General features: G+C 59.0%; 18 protein-coding genes and 1 riboswitch. Of the genes, 12 read left to right on the top strand and 6 right to left on the bottom strand.

What is annotated here, in order from left to right; all coding sequences use genetic code 11:
* Nucleotides 1-191 precede the first annotated feature (191 nt).
* Nucleotides 192-2,297, top strand: a complete 2,106-nt coding sequence (locus AACW87_RS16640) for a DUF885 domain-containing protein (RefSeq protein WP_241325584.1) — start codon at nucleotides 192-194, stop codon at nucleotides 2,295-2,297.
* A gap of 88 nt (nucleotides 2,298-2,385) precedes the next feature.
* Nucleotides 2,386-2,844, top strand: coding sequence for a methylglyoxal synthase (locus AACW87_RS16635; RefSeq protein WP_241325583.1), 459 nt, complete (start codon nucleotides 2,386-2,388; stop codon nucleotides 2,842-2,844).
* Between the two features lie 163 nt (nucleotides 2,845-3,007).
* On the opposite strand, the gene AACW87_RS16630 is transcribed toward AACW87_RS16635, so the two are convergent.
* The gene (locus AACW87_RS16630) at nucleotides 3,008-3,595 is read right to left on the bottom strand and encodes a superinfection exclusion B family protein (protein WP_042868087.1); all 588 of its coding nucleotides are present in this window, start codon (nucleotides 3,593-3,595) and stop codon (nucleotides 3,008-3,010) included.
* Between the two features lie 203 nt (nucleotides 3,596-3,798).
* A riboswitch (yybP-ykoY riboswitch) is annotated at nucleotides 3,799-3,906 on the top strand.
* Nucleotides 3,907-3,994: 88 nt separating this feature from the next.
* Between AACW87_RS16630 and AACW87_RS16625 the strand changes: the two genes are divergently transcribed.
* On the top strand, nucleotides 3,995-4,981 hold the full coding sequence (locus tag AACW87_RS16625) for a sodium:calcium antiporter (RefSeq protein ID WP_043554385.1): 987 nt from the start codon (nucleotides 3,995-3,997) through the stop codon (nucleotides 4,979-4,981).
* 95 nt (nucleotides 4,982-5,076) lie between these two features.
* Here AACW87_RS16625 and ansB read toward each other — a convergent pair whose 3' ends face one another.
* The 3 genes from ansB to AACW87_RS16605 form a co-directional block, all read right to left on the bottom strand.
* Nucleotides 5,077-6,135, bottom strand: coding sequence for an L-asparaginase 2 (gene ansB / locus AACW87_RS16620; RefSeq protein ID WP_241325582.1), 1,059 nt, complete (start codon nucleotides 6,133-6,135; stop codon nucleotides 5,077-5,079).
* Nucleotides 6,136-6,266: 131 nt separating this feature from the next.
* The gene (locus AACW87_RS16615) at nucleotides 6,267-6,461 is read right to left on the bottom strand and encodes a heavy-metal-associated domain-containing protein (protein WP_043137256.1); all 195 of its coding nucleotides are present in this window, start codon (nucleotides 6,459-6,461) and stop codon (nucleotides 6,267-6,269) included.
* Nucleotides 6,462-6,671: 210 nt separating this feature from the next.
* Nucleotides 6,672-7,622 carry an AEC family transporter gene (locus tag AACW87_RS16605; protein WP_241325581.1) on the bottom strand — a complete coding sequence of 317 codons (951 nt, stop codon included), beginning with the start codon at nucleotides 7,620-7,622 and terminating at the stop codon, nucleotides 6,672-6,674.
* A 282-nt stretch (nucleotides 7,623-7,904) separates the two neighbouring features.
* On the opposite strand from AACW87_RS16605, the gene treR reads away from it, so the two are divergent.
* The 5 genes from treR (at nucleotide 7,905) to AACW87_RS16580 (ending at nucleotide 13,504) form a co-directional block, all read left to right on the top strand.
* Nucleotides 7,905-8,852, top strand: a complete 948-nt coding sequence (gene treR / locus AACW87_RS16600) for a trehalose operon repressor TreR (RefSeq protein ID WP_241325580.1) — start codon at nucleotides 7,905-7,907, stop codon at nucleotides 8,850-8,852.
* A 191-nt stretch (nucleotides 8,853-9,043) separates the two neighbouring features.
* Nucleotides 9,044-10,474 carry a PTS trehalose transporter subunit IIBC gene (gene treB / locus AACW87_RS16595; RefSeq protein ID WP_241325579.1) on the top strand — a complete coding sequence of 477 codons (1,431 nt, stop codon included), beginning with the start codon at nucleotides 9,044-9,046 and terminating at the stop codon, nucleotides 10,472-10,474.
* Between the two features lie 66 nt (nucleotides 10,475-10,540).
* Nucleotides 10,541-12,202, top strand: a complete 1,662-nt coding sequence (treC, locus tag AACW87_RS16590; protein ID WP_241325578.1) for an alpha,alpha-phosphotrehalase — start codon at nucleotides 10,541-10,543, stop codon at nucleotides 12,200-12,202.
* 3 nt (nucleotides 12,203-12,205) lie between these two features.
* The gene (locus AACW87_RS16585; protein WP_277606808.1) at nucleotides 12,206-12,829 is read left to right on the top strand and encodes a sugar O-acetyltransferase; all 624 of its coding nucleotides are present in this window, start codon (nucleotides 12,206-12,208) and stop codon (nucleotides 12,827-12,829) included.
* Between the two features lie 342 nt (nucleotides 12,830-13,171).
* Nucleotides 13,172-13,504, top strand: a complete 333-nt coding sequence (locus tag AACW87_RS16580) for a hypothetical protein (RefSeq protein ID WP_241325577.1) — start codon at nucleotides 13,172-13,174, stop codon at nucleotides 13,502-13,504.
* A gap of 203 nt (nucleotides 13,505-13,707) precedes the next feature.
* Here AACW87_RS16580 and AACW87_RS16575 read toward each other — a convergent pair whose 3' ends face one another.
* Entirely contained in the window at nucleotides 13,708-14,307 is a 600-nt protein-coding gene (locus AACW87_RS16575) for a Yip1 family protein (RefSeq protein WP_043137242.1), read from the bottom strand.
* 408 nt (nucleotides 14,308-14,715) lie between these two features.
* Here AACW87_RS16575 and coxB point away from each other — a divergent pair, with 408 nt between their 5' ends.
* The 4 genes from coxB to AACW87_RS16555 are packed head-to-tail and all read left to right on the top strand — an operon-like array spanning nucleotide 14,716 to nucleotide 18,872.
* The gene (coxB, locus tag AACW87_RS16570; protein WP_241325576.1) at nucleotides 14,716-15,828 is read left to right on the top strand and encodes a cytochrome c oxidase subunit II; all 1,113 of its coding nucleotides are present in this window, start codon (nucleotides 14,716-14,718) and stop codon (nucleotides 15,826-15,828) included.
* 9 nt (nucleotides 15,829-15,837) lie between these two features.
* Nucleotides 15,838-17,424: a cytochrome c oxidase subunit I gene (gene ctaD / locus AACW87_RS16565; RefSeq protein WP_241325575.1), complete on the top strand. Its 1,587-nt coding sequence runs from the start codon at nucleotides 15,838-15,840 to the stop codon at nucleotides 17,422-17,424.
* 9 nt (nucleotides 17,425-17,433) lie between these two features.
* Nucleotides 17,434-17,988, top strand: coding sequence for a cytochrome c oxidase assembly protein (locus AACW87_RS16560; protein ID WP_241325574.1), 555 nt, complete (start codon nucleotides 17,434-17,436; stop codon nucleotides 17,986-17,988).
* Nucleotides 17,989-17,990: 2 nt separating this feature from the next.
* Nucleotides 17,991-18,872 (top strand): cytochrome c oxidase subunit 3, encoded by an 882-nt coding sequence (locus AACW87_RS16555; protein ID WP_241325573.1) that lies wholly within the window; start codon nucleotides 17,991-17,993, stop codon nucleotides 18,870-18,872.
* Between the two features lie 7 nt (nucleotides 18,873-18,879).
* Here AACW87_RS16555 and AACW87_RS16550 read toward each other — a convergent pair whose 3' ends face one another.
* Nucleotides 18,880-19,089, bottom strand: coding sequence for a DUF2909 family protein (locus AACW87_RS16550; RefSeq protein ID WP_098981996.1), 210 nt, complete (start codon nucleotides 19,087-19,089; stop codon nucleotides 18,880-18,882).
* Between the last annotated feature and the right edge of the window lie 24 nt (nucleotides 19,090-19,113).

Here is a 19,113-nt window from a genome sequence, read left to right as displayed (position 1 = left end):
ATGAAAAGCCGATTCAAAAACCCGCTCAGGCGGGTTTTTTTATGTCCGGCTGCATAGCTTTTCATGATTCTTATCATCATGAAAAGTAAGCTTATTTTTGTTAATCAGGTCGCAAAAAAGTACGCGAGAGAGATGCACTATTGGAACCCCTTATTGGGGACAAACAATAACAACGGTTAAAGGACTACACCATGCATTTCTTGCCCAACAAGCTGGCGCTTGCCTGCGCCATTGCACTCTCCCTCGCTGCCTGCAACGACAACAGCTCCAACGCGCCGGCGGATCCCGCCGCGACCAAGGCCTCCCTGATGCAAACCATGGATGAGGCCCTGCGCGAGAGCCAGGCGCTGGACCCTTACGGTTTTGCCATCGATGCGTCCAGCATTGCCAAACGCAAGGCGCTCGACAGTGCGCTGCTCAGCCGGCTGGATGCCCTGGACCCGAGCGTGCTGAGCGAGCGGGACCGGTTGTTCTACGACATGATCCGCTGGGATCTGCAGATCAATCTGGCGGGTTACGAGCTGCCCCAGTCCCAGATCCCGATCCACCACTTCCGCAACCGGGTGGTGGATCTGGCCGATGACGTGGGGATGGCTCCCGCTAGCGGCAAGGCCGCCCGCACCGTCAGCAGCGGCTTCGATTACTTCGAGCAGAGCTCGGCCGAGCGGGTCGCGCCAGGGGATGCCGCCTGGCGGCGGGATCTCGACCACCCGGCCAAGGCCCCGGCGCTGGCCACTCAGGCCAGGGCAACGACGGCTCCGTTGGCCTGGTATCAGGAGCACCTTGTCTGGCTCAAGGCCTATGATGGCTACCTGGCCGAGGTGAAGCACCAGTTCGAGCTGGGCAGCGCCCAGGGCAACACCTTGCCGGACGAGCTGGTGGACCGGCTGCTGGCCCAGCTCAACAGCAAGCTGGATGGCGAGGCGATCGCCGGGGCTTACCTCGGCTGGCAGCAGTTGCCGGGAGAGGCCGACGAGGCGTTGCGCACCGAGTACAAGGGGGTGCTGGACAGCATCAACGGCCGCTATCTGGCACTGCGGGACTATCTGGATTACCAGCATGGCGGCGCCTACGCGGTGCGCCTTGGCAGCGGCGAGTGTGACGACGGTTTCTGCGGCATGACCAATGGCCGCGACTGGTATCGCTGGCTGCTGAAGAAGCACACCACCACCAATATGACGCCGGAGCAGGTGCATGAGCTGGGGCTGAGCGAGGTGGAGCGGATCTTCGGTGCCATGGTCAAGGTGTGCCATACCGTCGGCAAGTGCGACAGCGATGAGGTGGCACAGAGCAAGCAGAGCGGCCAGATCTATGACTTCTTCCGCTATCTGAACGAGCCGGCCTTCTTTTACCAGAATCCGCTGGCTGTCTGGTCCGCCAATCTCAACCCGGGCAATGCGGCCGGCGCGGCCCTGAGCGAGCCGCAGCAGCAGGCGCTGGCCGAGCATGAGCGGGCGTTGCGGGAGTACAACGGCTTCAAGAGCAAGGCGGCGCTGGTGTTGCCGGACTTCTTCGATGCCGAGCGCACCATTCCCAAACTGGATTACGAGGTGGTGCCCGTCTCCTATGACGAGGCGCCGTATGGCGGGGTCGCCTGGTATCAGGATGGCAACCCGCAGACCGGTCGCAAGGGGCAGTTCGTCCTCAACACCTACTACCCCTATGGCCTGCAGAGCTGGAACATCAGCACCCTGCTGGCCCACGAGGCGGCGCCGGGCCACCACTTCCAGATCACCATAGCCCAGGAGCTGGCGGCCAAGGATCCCGACTTCCCGCAGTACGTGGCGAACGCTTCCTATACCGCCTATGCGGAGGGCTGGGCGCTCTACACCGAATACCTGGCGGATCACGACATGGGGCTCTATCAGGGGCGCGGCTTCTATGATCCCGCCGTGGGGGATGTGAAGGTCGAGGGCTCGTCCGCCTTCAACAACCAGCTGCAGTACTTCGGCCGCCTCAACGAGGAGATGCTCAGGGCCATGCGGCTGGTGGTGGATACCGGCATTCACTGGTACGGCTGGAGCCACGACAGGGCCGTCGGCTACATGAAGGAGAACTCGGCACTGGGGGTGGGGGACATCAGCTCCGAGGTGCCGCGCTACATGGCCTATACCGGTCAGGCAACCTCCTACAAGGCGGGCCAGCTGGCGCTGATCCGGATGCGGGAGTCTGCCGAGCAGGCCCTTGGCGGCCGGTTTGACCTCAAGGCGTTCCACCACCATGTGCTGGAATACGGCATGTTGCCCATCTCCGTGCTGGAGCAGAAGAACCAGCAGTGGATTGAACAGTCGAAGTGATCACAGTTACGGCGCCCGGCAAGGCAGCGGGCGCCGCTTTCGATTAGGATACGGCTCTCTTCCCATCACAATGCTACGGATGAATTCCATGGAACTGATTGCACGTGAGATGGCGCCCCACAAGCGGGTGGCGCTGGTGGCTCACGACAACATGAAGACCCCTCTGCTGAACTGGGTGATGCGCCGCAAGGAGGAGCTCAAGCTCCACCATCTCTACGCGACCGGCACCACAGGCACCATGCTCGGCAAGAAGGCACAACTGCCCATCACCTGCCTCTTCTCCGGCCCCATGGGGGGTGACCAGCAGCTCGGTGCCCTGATTGCCGAGGGCAAGATAGACGTGCTGATCTTCTTCTGGGATCCCCTCAATGCGGTGCCCCACGATCCGGATGTGAAGGCGCTGCTGCGCCTGGCGGCTGTGTGGAACATACCGGTTGCCACCAACGAGGCCACCGCGGACTTCATCATGGACAGCCCTCACATGCATCAGGCGTTCAGCGTGCAGATCCCGGATTATGCCGGCTATTTGAAGGCCAGAACCGAATAAGGGCAGATCCGCCAATCTGCGCCGGTTACTTGAAAGCCAGAACCGACTAACGGCAGATCCACCGGTCTGTACCGGCTGTCTCAAGGACAGAACCGAATAAAAACAGCCAGATAGCAAAGAGCCGGACACAGTCCGGCTCTTTTATTTGAAGGATGGCAGCAAGTTAGCGCTGGAAGCCCTTCTGGGCGAACTTGGGTCTGGCGCTCATGATCTGCTCCACCTGTTCGTCGCTCATCTTGCCACGGGAGAGGCCCAGCACCTTGTAGGTGAGCAGCGGCCGCGCGGGCAGCGCTATCATCAGCGCCCGGATCTGGTTCTCGTCCTCTTTCTCCCGCACCGGCTTGCCGTAGGCGTAGGTGAGTACGCCGGCGTCCATCAGGTTTTTGACGGCAGGCTCGGTGATCGGCAAGTTTATGACGCTTTTGCGTTGCAGCACGAACTCGCGCAACACCGCCTTCTCGTTGAAATCGAGGAAGGCGATCATCTGGGCCAGCTGATCCTGCTGGCGGCGGGATTGCCATTCGTCACAGGCCCACTCCCAGGCGATCAGGAAGCCCTGGCTGCAGAAGTAGGAGATGGCGATCAGCATGCCGACCCCGAGCCAGGCGGCGTGGGTCGTGGCCCACTGGCTGACGGCTCCCTTCATCAGGCCGGCCGGAAACAGCAATATGATGCTGCAGCAGAGTAGCAACCAGACCATGAGCCAGTTGAGGCGGTTCAGTTGATAGAAATGTTGGATCCACCGTTTCATCGTTCATCCTTCCCAAACTATTGTGGACAGTAGACAACTCATAGCAATCGTTGTGCCAAGGCGTGGATGCCGGGGGAAAGAGTGGGGATCCGGACGGAGAAACCGGGGGCGCTGACCGAGAGGGAGTTACATTCTCTTACAACTTATTGAGTGGGTGATCATTAATTTGCCTTGTGAGGCGGCGGTCAACTTGGTAAAAAGCCCGCACTGTCATTGGGGAGTAGCAACCCGCCCGTGATCCGGGCAGGGCTCATGTCAACATTCTTGGATCTGTCGATCCATGGCATGAGCGGCGATAGCATCTATCGCTCTGCAAGACCTTTGGCCTCGATATGCAAGCCAGCCGGGCGAGCCGTATCGGGTCCATCGGTTGTTCTGCTCGCCTGGCGGTTGCCTATTATGTTGATCACCCTGCTGTTATTTCTGCTCTCTGCCGTCACCATATACCTGGCCTGCGAATATTTCGTCAACGGTATCGAATGGACCGGCCATCACTTCAAGTTCTCCCAGAGTGCCACCGGCTCCCTGCTGGCGGCCCTCGGCACTGCCCTGCCCGAATGCATAGTTACCCTGACCGCGCTGCTGATGGGGGATGCCCCCGCCCAGCAACAGATTGGGATAGGCGCCGCCCTCGGTGGCCCCCTGGTGCTCTCCACCATAGGCTATGCCGCCGTAGGCGTGACCCTGCTGCTGTGCATGAGCCGTGAGCACAGGGTCATAGATGGCGAGGTGCAGCGCGAGATAGGCCGGGATCAGGCCTGGTTTGTCGGTATCTTCCTGGTGGCGGTGGCCCTCGGCATGGTGGCCTTCACCGGCAAAACCTGGCTGGCTCCACTGTTCGTGCTGGTTTATCTGGTCTATGTGCGGCGCGAGCTGAAACAGACCGACAGCCACGAGGTCGAGTTGCCAGAGCCCCTCAAGCTGGATCCCAAGGCCGAGATCCCGGCGCTCGGCAAGGTGCTGCTGCAGACCCTGGTGGCATTGGTGGTGGTCGCGCTGGCGGCGCAGCTGTTCGTTCATCAGCTGGAGAGCATGGGCGAGCTGTTCGGCCTCTCTCCCGTGCTGGCGGCCCTGCTGCTGAGCCCGGTGGCGACCGAAATGCCGGAGCTGATGAACGTGCTGATCTGGGTGCGTCAGGGCAAGAACCGGCTGGCGCTGGCCAACATCTCCGGTGCCATGATGATCCAGGGCACCATACCCAAGGCATTCTGCCTGCTGTTCACCCCCTGGTTGCTCGACAGCACCATGATGGTCTCCTCGCTGGTGACCCTGCTGGCGGTGGTACTGCTGTGGTGGGGCTTCAGCCGTGGGCGGATGACGGCGGGCAGGCTGGCCTGCGTGGGACTGGTGTACCTGGGCTTCTGCGGCTGGTTGATGGTGAGCTGACGGCGCGCTCTATGTGAAGATGACTCCATGAGCAAGGGCAGGATCCAATCCTGCCCTTTTTTCATGGATTTACGTTAGCGGGTTGAACCCCGGGATCAGAACTGCTGGAACCAGCGCTGGATCTGGGCCGGATCCTTGCTCTGGGTCAGGGAGAGCATCAGCAGGATGCGCGCCTTCTGCGGGTTCAGGGTGCCGGCGGCCACGAAGCCGTACTTGGCGTCATCGATCTCGGCATCCAGGGTGGTGGCGCCGGTCGGCACGCGGGCGGAGCGCACCACGCGGATGCCATCCTTGCTCGCCTTGGCCAGGGTGTCGAACAGTGTGTGGTAGAGGTTGCCGTTGCCCACCCCGGCGCTGACGATGCCGTCAAACTTGGCATCCACCATGGCCTTGGCCGGCAGATCGGTGGCGTTGGCATAGTTGTAGACGATGCCCACTTGCGGCAGCTTGTCGAGCTTGCTCACGTCAAACGGCGTCTTGCTGGTGTGCAGGCGGGCCGGGCTGCGCTGGTAGTCTATCTTGCCGTTGTGGATGTAACCGAGCGGGCCGAAGTTCGGGGCGGCAAAGGTCTGCACCCCTGTGGTGTTGGTCTTGGTGACGTCGCGGGCATCCAGCACGGTATCGTTCATGGCGACCATGACGCCACGGCCCTTGGAGCTGGGGTCGGAGGCGGTAACCACGGCGTTGTAGAGGTTGAGCGGGCCATCGGCACTCATGGCGGTGGAGGGGCGCATGGCGCCGACCAGCACCACGGGCTTGTCGCTCTTGACGGTCAGGTTGAGGAAGTAGGCGGTCTCTTCCATGGTGTCGGTGCCGTGGGTGATGACGATGCCGTCCACGTCATCCTTGGCCAGCAGCTCGTTGACCCGCTTGGCCAGCTTGAGCCACACCTCGTCGTTCATGTCCTGGGAGCCGATCTTGACCACCTGCTCCCCCTGCACCTCGGCCACGTTATTCATCTCGGGCACGGCGGCGATCAGGGTCTCGATGGCCACCTTGCCCGCTTCATAGTTGGATTGGGTGGCGGACTGTCCCGCACCGGCTATGGTGCCACCGGTCGCCAGGATATGAACCTGCGGCAGTGCCATGGCCAGGGGGGAGAGGGTCAGGCCAACGACGGCGGCGAGCAGTGTCTTGCGGATAGGGAGAGTCATGCTGCAAATCCTTCTGAGTGATAAAAATTGCAGCAAGTTTGCGCTTTCTGTTGAGGGGGTCTGTGATGACTCTCACCAAAAAACAGCTGGATACAGAACCTTAACCTGTTTTATACCTCTATAGAGATAATTTAACTTGCCGAGAAGCCCTTGGCTTCAATCAGGGCGATCAGCTCCGCCTTGCTCAGTTCGCTCTCGATGACGGCCTTGCTGCTGGCAAAATCCACCTGAGCCTGGGTTACTGCACTCTGGGCCAGCAGGGCTTTTTGCAGGCTGGCGGCACAGCCACCACAGGACATGCCGGACACAGTGAGTTCGATGGTCATGGGATATCTCCTCTGTTGATGTGTTGTCAGCCTAAAGCTGCCGCCCGCGGCAAGGTCAAGGGGGTGATGAGGGGATGAGGGGCAGCAGGTTTTCTGCTGGTTATCCCATCAACCCCAGGTAGTTCATCAGGGCGGCACCCAGGCTGGTACTGATCAATGAGCCCAGCGTGGTGGTGGCGATGAGAGTGTGGACGGCCAGCACGCTCTCCACTAGCCCATCAGCCCCAGGTAGTTCATCAGGGCGGCGCCCAGGCTGGTGCTGACCAGAGAACCCAGCGTGGTGGTGGCTATGATGTTGGCTGCCAGCACGCTGTCGCCGCCCATGGCGCGGGTCATCACATAGCTGGCGGCGGCTGTGGGGGTGGAGCTGATGAGAAACAGTATGCCGAGGGCCTGCGGGCTGAAGCCGAGCGCCCAGGCCCCCGTTACCAGCAGCACAGGGATAAAGAACAGCCGGTTGGCGGTGGCCCAGCCGGTCAGCATGGCGCCGCCGCGCAGGGCTTTGAGGTTGAGGCTGGCGCCGGTGCAGAGCAGGGCCAGCGGCAACGTCATGTTGGCGAAGTAGTTGCCCGTGGTGATCACCAGCTGGGGCAGTTCGATACCGAGCAGGCCGAACGGCAGGGCGGAAAGAATGGCGATGATCAGCGGATTTTTGGCGATCCCCTTGAGGATCGGCTTGATCCCCTTGCTGCCTCCCAGACTGCGGGTCAGGGTGATCACGGCGAGTATGTTGTAGAGCACGGTCACCGAGCCCACCAGCAGGGCGGCGGCGCCTATCCCCTCGGCGCCATAGGCGTTTTGCACGTAGGCCAGCCCCATGATCCCCATGTTGCCGCGAAAGCTGCCCTGCACGAAGATGCCGCGCTGATGCCGCTCCGGGATGAAGCGGGCCGCCAGTACCTCAAGGATCAGAAAGCCGGCGAGGGTGCCGAGCAAGCCGTAGAGGATGAGCCAGGGGCTCGGCATGGTGGAAAAATCGGTGCGCACCATGCTGAGGAACAAGAGGGCCGGCAGTGTGACCTGAAACACCAGACGGGATGCGGACTCGACGAAGCTGTCGGGCAGCAGGCCCAGTTGCTTGAGCCAGATGCCGAGCAGCAGCACCACGCAGATGGGGCCCGTGATGGAGAGGGAGAAGTGCAGGCTGGCCAGCAGACTCATGATAGATGTCCTGTGCGATAGACGGGGCCGGTGATGGAGAGGAGGAAGATCAGACTGGCCAGCAGACTCATGATGGATGTCCTGTGTGATAGACGGGGCCCGTGACGGAGAGGGATAGAAGCAGACTGACCAACAGACCCATGATGCGCATCCTGTGCGATGACGAGCGGCACGACGTTCGCCGGGGCAAAAAAGGCATTCTAACGCCATGGGCTTGTATTCACAGGGCTTAATCACAACAATGTGGGCAATTCCACCGCCGAGCCTCCTGTGAGCCAATTCATGGACAAGAAACTGACCATCCTCGATATCGCCCGCCTCTCGGGCGTCGGCAAGTCGACCGTCTCCCGGGTGCTCAATCAGGATCCCAAGGTGAAACAGGCGACCCGCGAGCGGGTGGAGCAGGTCATCGCCGAACACGGCTTCGTGCCGAGCAAGTCGGCGCGGGCCATGCGCAGCCAGAGCCAGCAGGTGGTGGGGATCATCGTCTCCCGGCTCGACTCCAGCTCGGAGAATCAGGCGGTGCGGGGCATGCTGGAGACCCTCTATCAGCGTGGCTATGACGCCGTGCTGATGGAGAGCAAGTTCTCCCCCGCCAAGGTGCAGGAGCATCTGGCTGTGCTGGAGCGGCGCGGGGTGGATGGCATTATCCTGTTTGCCTTCAACGATCTGGACTACGACGCCATGGTGCCGCTGAAAGAGAAGCTGGTGCTGGTGGCCCGGGACCATCCCGGGTTCTCCTCTGTCTGCTTCGACGATGCCGGGGCTGTGCGCACCATGCTGGCCGAGCTGACGACCCGCGGAGTAGGCGACATCGCCTATCTGGGGGTGGATACTTCGGATCTCACCACGGGTCAGCGCCGGCTTGATGCCTATCTCGGCTACTGCGTCGAACAGGGATTGACGGCGCGCAGTGCCCTCGGCGATCTCAGCCTGCAGAGCGGCTACCGGCTGGCGGCCGAGCTGCTCACCCCCGCCACCCAGGCGCTGGTCTGCGCCAGTGACACCCTCGCCATAGGTGCTGCAAAATACCTTCAGGAACAAGGGCGTAGCGAGGTACTGGTGACAGGCCTTGGCAACAACCCCATGCTCAGTTTCCTCTTTCCCAACGCCCTCAGCCTGGATCTTGGCTACAAGGGAGCGGGGGAGCAGGCGGCCCGTCAGCTGCTCAGCCAGATCGAGCAGGATCACCGCCCGCTGGCGACCATAGCCCCCTGCCACACACTGTGAGCCCCATCACTTAGTCCTGCACAAAAAACGCGCTTTTTGTGATGTTGACCACGAAATGGGAACGTTCCCATTTTGATCCGTTCAAATTGGCTGCATGCTAAATGGGAACGATACCAAAAACGCTCAGACCAGCAGACTGGTTCAAAAGGGCGATGCAGACCAATATCAATGGAGTCACAGAGGGAAGACTCATGTCCAAGATCAACACACAGCAGCTTGCCACCCTGATCGACAAGATCGGCGGCAAGGAGAACATCGCCACCGTCAGTCACTGCCTGACCCGATTGCGCTTCGTCCTGAACGATCCGGCCAAAGCCGACAGCAAGGCCATCGAAACCATACCTGCGGTGAAGGGGAGCTTCACTCAGGGCGGCCAGTTCCAGGTGGTGATCGGCAACGAGGTGGAGCAGTGGTACAAGGCGCTGACCGAGGAGATAGGTGTCAGTGGTGGCAGCAAGGAGGCCGCCAAGCAGGCGGCGCGCCAGAACATGAACCCGCTGGAGCGGGGCATCTCCCATCTGGCGGAGATCTTCGTGCCCCTGCTGCCCGCCATCATCACCGGCGGTCTGATCCTGGGCTTTCGCAACGTCATCGGCGACATCAAGATGTTCGACGATGGCACTCATTCCCTCACCGAGATCAGCCAGTTCTGGGCTCAGGTCCACGCCTTCCTCTGGTTGCTGGGCGAGGCCATCTTCCACTTCCTGCCGGTGGGTGTCTGCTGGTCTGCGGTCAAGAAGATGGGCGGCTCCGAGATCCTGGGTATCGTGCTCGGTATCACCCTAGTCTCCCCGCAACTGATGAACGCCTACGGCATCGGCCAGCAGACCCCCGAGGTGTGGGACTTCGGTCTGTTCGTCATCCAGAAGGTGGGTTATCAGGCCCAGGTCATTCCGGCCCTGCTGGCGGGGGTATTCCTGGCCTGGGTGGAGACCAACCTCAAGCGCATCATTCCGGCCTATCTCTATCTTGTGATCGTGCCCTTCATTTCCCTGCTGCTGGCGGTGATCGTGGCCCACGCCTTTATCGGCCCGTTCGGTCGCTGGATTGGTGAAGGCGTCGGCTTCGCCGCCAAGGCGGCCATGACCGGTTCCTTCGCTCCCATAGGCGCTGCCCTGTTCGGCTTCTTCTATGCGCCCCTGGTCATCACGGGTATCCACCACACCACCAACGCTGTGGATCTGCAGTTGATGCAGAGCATGGGTGGCACCCCGATCTGGCCGCTGATCGCACTCTCCAACATCGCACAAGCGTCTGCCGTGGTGGGCATCATACTTATCAGCCGCAAGGAGAACGAGCGGGAGATTTCCGTGCCTGCCGCCATCTCCGCCTACCTGGGCGTGACCGAACCGGCCATGTACGGCATCAACCTCAAATACAAGTTCCCCATGCTGTGCGCCATGGTGGGCTCGAGCCTCGCGGCCCTCATCTGCGGCTTCGCCGGTGTGATGGCCAACGGCATAGGGGTGGGCGGCCTGCCGGGCATCCTCTCCATCCAGCCCCAGTATTGGGCCGTCTACTCAGTCGCCATGCTGGTGGCCATAGTGGTGCCGGTGGTGCTGACCCTGCTGCTCTACAAGCGCCAGCAAGCGGCTGGCAAGCTGGCCCAGGCCAGCGCCTGACTCAACGCATCAGGGCGACCAGCGGGTCGCCCTCTCCATTTCATATTCGAGACAAGAGAAAGACCCATGAGCCAAACACCCTGGTGGCAGAGCGCCGTGATTTACCAGATCTACCCCAAGAGCTTTCAGGATTCCACTGCCCGTGGCACCGGCGATCTCAAGGGGATCATGGCCCGCCTCGACTATCTCAAGACCCTGGGGGTCGATGCCCTCTGGCTGACCCCGGTTTACGTCTCTCCGCAGGTGGACAACGGCTACGACATCGCAGACTACCTGGCCATCGACCCCGTCTACGGCACCATGGCCGATTTCGATGCGCTGCTGGCTGCCGCCCACGAGCGCGACATCCGCATCGTGATGGACATAGTGGTCAACCACACCTCCACCGAGCACGCCTGGTTCAAGTCGGCGCTGGGGGATAAGAACAGCCCCTACCGCGACTACTACATCTGGCGCGATCCGGTGGACGGCGGCGTGCCCAACAACTGGCAGTCCAAGTTTGGCGGCAGCACCTGGGAGCTGGATGAAATCACAGGTCAGTACTACCTGCACCTGTTTGCCCGCGAGCAGGCGGATCTCAACTGGGAAAATCCGGCGGTTCGCGCCGAGGTGAAAAACATCATCCACTTCTGGGCGCAGAAGGGGGTGGACGGTTTCCGGCTCGACGTCATCAACCTCATCTCCAAGGATCAGGCGTTCCCGAATGACGAGATTGGCGATGGCCGCCGCTTCTACACAGACGGGCCGCGCATCCACGAATTCCTGCAAGACGTTAGTCGCGATGTCTTTGCCCCCGTAGGGGCCATGACGGTGGGGGAGATGTCATCGACCAGTCTGGAACATTGCCAGCGCTACGGCGCCCTCGATGGATCCGAACTCTCCATGGTGTTCAACTTCCACCATCTGAAGGTGGATTACCCCAACGGCGACAAGTGGACCAAGGCGCCGTTCGATTTCCTAGAGCTCAAGCACATCTTCAACCACTGGCAGAGCGGCATGCACGGCAAGGGCTGGTCGGCGCTGTTCTGGTGCAACCACGATCAGCCGCGCATTGTCTCCCGCTTTGGCGACGAGGGCGAACATAGGGTGGTCGCCGCCAAGATGCTGGCCAGCACGCTGCACGGGTTGCAGGGCACCCCCTACATCTATCAGGGGGAGGAGATCGGCATGACCAATCCCGGCTATCAGTGCATCGACGACTATCAGGATGTGGAGAGCCGCAACATCTTCGCCATCAAGCAGGCCGAAGGCATGGCAGAGGCCGAGATCCTCGCCATTCTCGGCGCCAAGTCCCGCGACAACTCCCGTACCCCCATGCAGTGGAGCGCCGCTCCCAACGCCGGTTTCACCCAAGGTTCGCCCTGGCTCAAACCTGCTGCCAATTACCCCGAGATCAACGCCGAGGCGGCGCTGGCCGACCAGAACTCGGTGTTCTGGCACTACCGTGATTTGATTGCCCTTCGCAAGAGCTACCCCATCTTCACCAGGGGAGATTATCGGGAGCTGCTGGCGGGTCATCAGCGGATCTGGGCCTATACCCGCAGTGCCAACGGCCAAACCCTGCTGGTGGTGAGCAACTTCTACGGCGAGTCGACGGAGTTCGTGCTGCCTGCGCAGATGCCGACTGGCGAGGGGCGTCTGCTGCTTGGCAACTACCCCGATAGCCCGGCTCGGCCGCAGTCCTGTATGCTGCGCCCTTATGAATCCCTTATCTGGCTGGTGGAATAGACGATGACACAGGCAACGCCCATGGCGGCAACAGAGGCTCGGCAAGCCGTACCTGGCCCCGAGTGGCAGAAGATGGTGGCGGGTCAGCCCTATGATGCGGGCGACCCCGAGCTCAAGGTGGCGCGCGAGCGCTGTCGCCGGCTCTATCACAGCTTCAATACCAGCTGGCAGGAGAAACCGGCGCGGGATGCCCTGCTGCGGGAACTGCTCGGCAGCCGCGGCGCTTCCTGTGCCATCAACCCGCCCTTCTTCTGCGACTATGGTGCCAACATCTTCGTGGGGGAGAACTTCTACGCCAATGTCAACTGCACCATCCTCGATGTTTGCGAGGTGCATATCGGTGACAACGTGCTGCTGGCGCCCGGGGTGCAGATCTACACCGCCGCCCACCCGGTGGCGGTAGTGCCGCGGGTGGCCGGAGTCGAGTTCGGCAAGCCGGTGCGCATCGGTCACAACGTCTGGATCGGTGGCAGCACAGTCATCTGCCCGGGCGTCACCATAGGGGATAACAGCGTCATAGGTGCGGGCTCTGTGGTCACCAGGGATATTCCGGCCAACGTGGTTGCCGTCGGCAATCCCTGCAAGGTGCTGCGGCCCATGACGGCAGAGGAGCTGGCGGGCTGCTAGCGCTTCCGTCAGCGTGTACTTTCCAACACCAAGGGCAGGCTCTTCTGCCCTTTTTCTTGGCCGTCGTTCGCTGAACTCGGGATGTACATCCACTTCAGATTTTTTGAACATCTAGGCCAGTTTATCTCGCTAACAAAGGTGGGCAGAGGTGTTTAATATTCACTCAACGCTTAGGCAGGAACGCCAAGCGGCCAAATAACAGGTCGTTCCAGGCTGTGACACCATCAAACAGGGTGTCGGATGTCGGTGAAAGAACAACATACTATTTGAATAACCTCTTGCACGGATGCATTGATTCAGGCCGACACGGCCTTGGCAATGACATAAAAACCAAGAGAGTGAATGAACATGAAAAACGTAATCAAGATGCTGGCCGTTGCAGGCCTGATGACCGCCGGTTTTGCTCAGGCTTCCGTCCCCGCTGACTTCAATGCCGCGCCGGGCGTGCTGTTTGTAAACTGGCATGCGACTGCCGCCGTGGATGGCAAGGCCAACCCCATGCTGGAAGTGCGTGACGAGTCTGGCGATGTCGTGGCCTCAGTCCACGCCAATCTGGCGGGTACCCAGCAGGTTCGCATTCCAAGCCGCGCTCAGGGCAACCTGACCGTGAGCCTGGGTGAGCAGAGCAGCGACTACCGCATCCCGTTTGGTATCGGCAGCGGCAAGCAGCGCTAATTGTCGTTATCCACCCGGTGGCTGATCAGCAAGGTCATTGGAGTGAGACAATGTCTGGGTTGTTTGAGGTTGCTCGTAGCTCTGTCGCAGTCAATGCCGAGGCGAGTAATGCAATTCAGCCCAATAACAAAGGCGCCATAAAGGCGCCCTTGTCATTTCTGGTGATGGCTGACCATAGAGCGGATGCTGCTGTGGCCAGGGTGCTATTGCGTAAAGACGGGGCCAAAACCTGAACCCCACAGAATGGCCGTGGTTGCCAGCACGCAGACCAGCAGCACCAATCCGACCGTCACCACAGAGCTGGCATAGATGAACCCTTGCTCCTTGGGGATGTGCATCAGTATTGGCACGCCGACGTAGAGCAGGTAGATGGAATAGCTCAGCCCTATCAGGCCAATGATCATGACAAACCAGAGGTGCGGGAAAAAGGCCGAGAAGCCAACCATAAACAGGGGGGTAGAGGTATAGGCCGCCAGTTCGAGCGCCGTCGTATAGCTGGGATCAGAGCCAAAGGTGTGCCCCATCCAGTGTGCCAGATAGGCCAGTGCAAACACGCCAGCGATGAGCGCGATATACATGGCTACCGATAGCATGAATGCACTCTCTGCGGTCAGGGTAATGGGATCACCCACACCGATACTCCAGCCGATGTGAACGGCGGAGTAGTAGGCACAGACCGAGGGGATAAGGGCCACGACAAGAATATGGGTCAGACTGTTTCTGAAGCTGTCGTGACCCTCGTCTATGGTATGCCATTCGGTGTGAGGATGGGCATACAATCCCCATAAGTGATTTAATATCATAGCGTTATTCCTTCTCTACTTGAGTTTGTGGAGCGTCGTATCCCGTTTTTCTCCTCTGTATCAGGTTGGCATCACCGGGTGAGCCATTCATATGCAGCCGCCACTGACAGTTTTAAATAAAGCTGTCCCAGCCCCCCTACGTCAAGGTTCCCACCTCCAATCCCTGCTGTTGATGTTTATTGCCATCCTGTGAGCCATGAATTGATACAAACTGCTCTGATGAGTCCAGGATCATCGACATCATGGTGGCTTTTTCAAAATATGGACTAATACTTGTTTGTGAGAGTGATTTTAATAAATTCATTATTTTCATGTGGTTAGATGCTTTACTTGGCGAGGTTTGCGGTCCTTTCCAGCGTGCACAGGGAGTGCAAAGTGGGAAAAAGTGCGATCAGGCATGGCGTGTGGATGATGTGCCTTGCTGGCAAGAGCGTTTTTGCCAGCGAGATAACATTCAACATGACGCGGGGGGTGACGGCCATCAGTCAGCAGGTCTATGACCTGCATATGACCGTCTTCTATATCTGCTGCCTGATCGGTCTGCTCGTCTTTGGCGCCATGCTCTGGTCCATTATCCATCATCGAAAATCACGTGGCGCCCAAGCCGCCCAGTTTCATGAGAGCACCCGGATTGAATTGTTGTGGACTGCCATTCCTGTGTTGATCCTGGTGGCGATGGCCACGCCGGCCACTTCGACGCTATTGAAGATGGAAGATACTTCCAAAGCCGATCTGACAGTGCTCATCACGGGATCTCAATGGAAATGGCACTACAAATACCTGGAGCATCCGGTGGCGTTTTACTCCTTGCTGGCGACCAGCAAGAAGCAGATCTCCGGCGATCAGCCCAAGAGTGACACCTATTTACGGGAGGTCGATCAGCCGCTGGTGCTGCCTGTGGGCAAGAAAATTCGCTTCTTGATGACATCGGATGATGTCATTCACTCCTGGTGGGTGCCCGCCTTCGCGGTAAAGAAAGATGCCAATCCCGGCTACATCAATGAGTCCTGGACCAGGATAGACAGACCCGGCACCTATCGGGGGCAGTGTGCCGAGCTATGCGGCAAGGATCATGGCTTCATGCCCATAGTGGTGGTCGCCAAAACCGCCGAGGAGTTTGAGGGCTGGATTGCCAGAACGGCGGAAGCCCAGGCCGCTGCCAAGGCTCAGCAGCAGGAGCAGGCCAGTACGATCATGACCCTGCCGCAGGCCATGGCGTTGGGAGAGAAAATCTTTTTGGGTCATTGCTCGGCCTGCCATCAGTCAGGAGGAACCGGATTACCCGGGATCTTCCCCGCGTTGAAGGGCAGCAAGATCACTACCTTGGCGGAAAATCGTGCCCAGCACCTGAACCTGGTCCTGCATGGCAAGAGCGGGACCGCAATGCAGGCATTCGGCAAGCAGCTCACGGTTCAGGAACTTGCCGCCGTGGTGACTTATGAGCGCAATGCCTGGGGCAACAACACGGGCGATGTCATTCAGGCTGCGGATGTGCAGTCCATTCTGAAAAATGACAAATAAGGAGTCGGCATGAGCGATGGCATCATCGAGACCCTGCACGCAGGCCACTCCCATGGACCGGCAGCAGGACTGAGGCGCTGGTTATATACCACTAACCATAAAGATATTGGCACCCTCTATCTGCTCTTCGCCCTGACCATGTTTTTTACCGGTGGCACCATGGCCATGGTGATCCGGGCCGAACTGTTTCAGCCCGGGTTACAGCTGGTCGAGCCCCTGTTCTTCAACCAGATGACCACAGTGCATGGTCTGGTCATGGTCTTTGGCGCCGTGATGCCCGCGTTCACCGGCCTGGCCAACTGGTTGATCCCCATGATGATTGGGGCCCCTGACATGGCCCTGCCCAGGATGAACAACTGGAGTTTCTGGATCCTGCCGTTTGCCTTTCTGATCCTGTTGTCGAGCCTGTTCATGGATGGTGGTGGCCCGAGCTCGGGTTGGACCTTCTATGCCCCCTTGTCGACCAAATACAGCGGCAACAGTACGGCGTTGTTTGTCTTCGCAATCCATATCATGGGCATCTCATCCATCATGGGAGCCATCAATGTCATCGTCACCATCTTCAATTTACGGGCACCAGGCATGACCTGGATGAAGATGCCGCTATTTGTATGGACCTGGTTGATAACGGCCTTTCTGTTGATTGCTGTGATGCCGGTATTGGCAGCGGCCGTCACCATGGTATTGACGGACAAGTATTTTGGTACCAGTTTCTTCGATGCTGCAGGAGGGGGAGATCCTGTGATGTTCCAGCATATATTCTGGTTCTTTGGTCACCCTGAGGTGTACATCATGATACTGCCCGCCTTTGGCATAGTATCCAGCATTATTCCTACCTTCTCTCGCAAGAAACTCTTTGGCTATCGCTCCATGGTTTATGCCACCAGCAGCATAGCGATATTGTCTTTTCTGGTCTGGGCTCATCACATGTTTACGACGGGGCTGCCCGTGGTCGCCGAGCTGTTCTTCATGTACGCCACCATGTTGATCGCGGTGCCGACCGGTGTGAAGGTATTTAACTGGGTGGCGACCATGTGGCGAGGTTCCTTGACGTTCGAGACCCCCATGATGTTTGCCATCGCCTTTATTACCCTGTTTACCATAGGCGGTTTCTCGGGGTTGATGCTGGCCATGATCCCGGCCGATTTCCAATATCACGATACCTATTTTGTCGTGGCCCATTTTCATTATGTGTTGGTTACCGGGGCTGTATTTTCCATTCTCGCTGCGGCCTATTACTGGCTGCCAAAATGGACCGGCCATATGTATGACGAGCGACTTGGACAATGGCATTTCTGGTGCTCGCTTATTTCGGTCAATGTGCTGTTCTTTCCGATGCATTTCGTCGGCCTGGCGGGCATGCCTCGCCGGATACCCGACTATGCACTGCAATTCGCAGACTTTAATGCGCTGATCAGCGTTGGTGGTTTTGCTTTCGGGTTGTCACAGCTGTTGTTCGTCTGGGGTGTCATCAAATGCATCCGTGGCGGCGATAAGGCTACGGCACAGGTGTGGGAAGGTGCGGAAGGGCTGGAATGGACCTTGCCCTCTCCGCCCCCTTATCACAGTTTCCAGTCACCACCAGATATCAAGTAGGAGGCGCATATGACACAAATCAATCATGGGCCTCTGCTGAAAAAGCTGATCCTGGTCATCACCGTCATGTTTGGTTTTGCATTTGCGTTGGTGCCGCTGTATGACGTTTTTTGCCGGATCACAGGCCTCAACGGCAAGACTGCCGAGCAGCCGGCCAGCACGGATCGCGCCGTGATCGACAGCAAACGTACCATACAGATGGAGTTTCTTGCTCATGCGGACACCCAGATGCCATGGCAGTTTACTCAGGAGACAGAGCGGCTATCAATACGGCCTGGCGAAATGAAACTGGTCAATTACCGGGTATTCAATCCGACGGATCGCACCATGATTGGCCAGGCTGTCCCATCAGTCTCCCCCGGACCCGCCGCCGCCTATTTAAAGAAGGTGGAATGTTTCTGCTTCCATCGTCAGGAATTGCGGGCAGGGGAAAGCAAGCTGATGCCACTCAAGTTCTATGTCGATCCCGCCCTGCCCTCCGACATCAACACCATCACGCTCTCTTATTCGCTCTATGACATTACGCAGTCCAAGCCAGCCGATGCGTTGGCGCAGAGGAAATAATCATGGCCAAGGTGAACTCGCATTATTACGTCCCTGAGCAGAGTCATTGGCCCATTATCGGCGCCCTGGCACTGTTTCTCCTGGCCTTCGGTGCGGGCCATCTGGTGAATGAAATAGCACACAAGCAATCGGGCATTGGCCGCTATCTGATGATGGCGGGCGTCATATTGCTGGTGTTCATGTTGTTTGGCTGGTTCCGTCACATTATCCATGAGTCCATGACTGGGTTGTACAGTCCCCAGATGGATTGCTCCTTCAGGCAAGGTATGGTCTGGTTCATTTTTTCCGAGGTGATGTTCTTCCTGGCATTTTTTGGTGTGCTGTTTTATGCCAGACAACTCGCCATGCCATGGCTGGATGGTGCAGGAAACAAGGCAATGACGGCGCAGCTGTTGTGGCCGGACTTTTCCGCGCACTGGCCCATGCTCAAGACCCCGGGAGGCACCCAAACCCAGGCCATGCCCTGGCATGGGATCCCGCTCGTCAACACTCTGGTGTTGCTGAGCTCCTCCGTGACGCTGCTGTTTGCTCATACAGGGTTGGAGCAGGGTAAAAGAGAACGGCTCAAATGGATGCTGCTGAGCACAGTGTTGCTTGGCCTGACCTTCTTGTGGCTGCAAGGCTACGAATACATGCATGCATACCGAGATCTGGGTTTGCGGCTGGACTCCGGAATATATGGCAATACCTTCTTTATATTGACCGGCTTCCATGGCTTGCATGTCACCCTGGGGACTGTATTCCTACTGATCATCTGGCTGCGCATCGTGCTGAAGGATCATTTTACCGCCGAGCGGCACTTCGCCTTTCAGGCCGCTGCCTGGTACTGGCATTTCGTTGACGTTGTCTGGCTATGCCTCTTTGTCTTTGTGTATCTGCTCTGATATTCGTCTAGTAGGGGCGTGGATTGGGCTCAATCCAGCCCATTGCCAGCGAGAGCAGCAAGATGGCGACCACCAGCAGAGAGAACAGGACGCGGCGACCCAGTGGAACCGACATCTTCCGAGCGGGCTGACCCGTGCTCAACATCAGCCAGAGAGCATGGAATAGCTGCCCTATGATGAGCAGCAACATGAGCACCAGCACTATCTTGATCAACATGTTAGGGCCCTCCAAAAGATGCGC

Origin of the sequence: Aeromonas sp. MR7 (genome assembly GCF_963899385.1) — a bacterium.
GTDB classification, from domain to species: domain Bacteria; phylum Pseudomonadota; class Gammaproteobacteria; order Enterobacterales; family Aeromonadaceae; genus Aeromonas; species Aeromonas bestiarum.
This window is presented reverse-complemented; position numbering and strand designations above follow the sequence as displayed.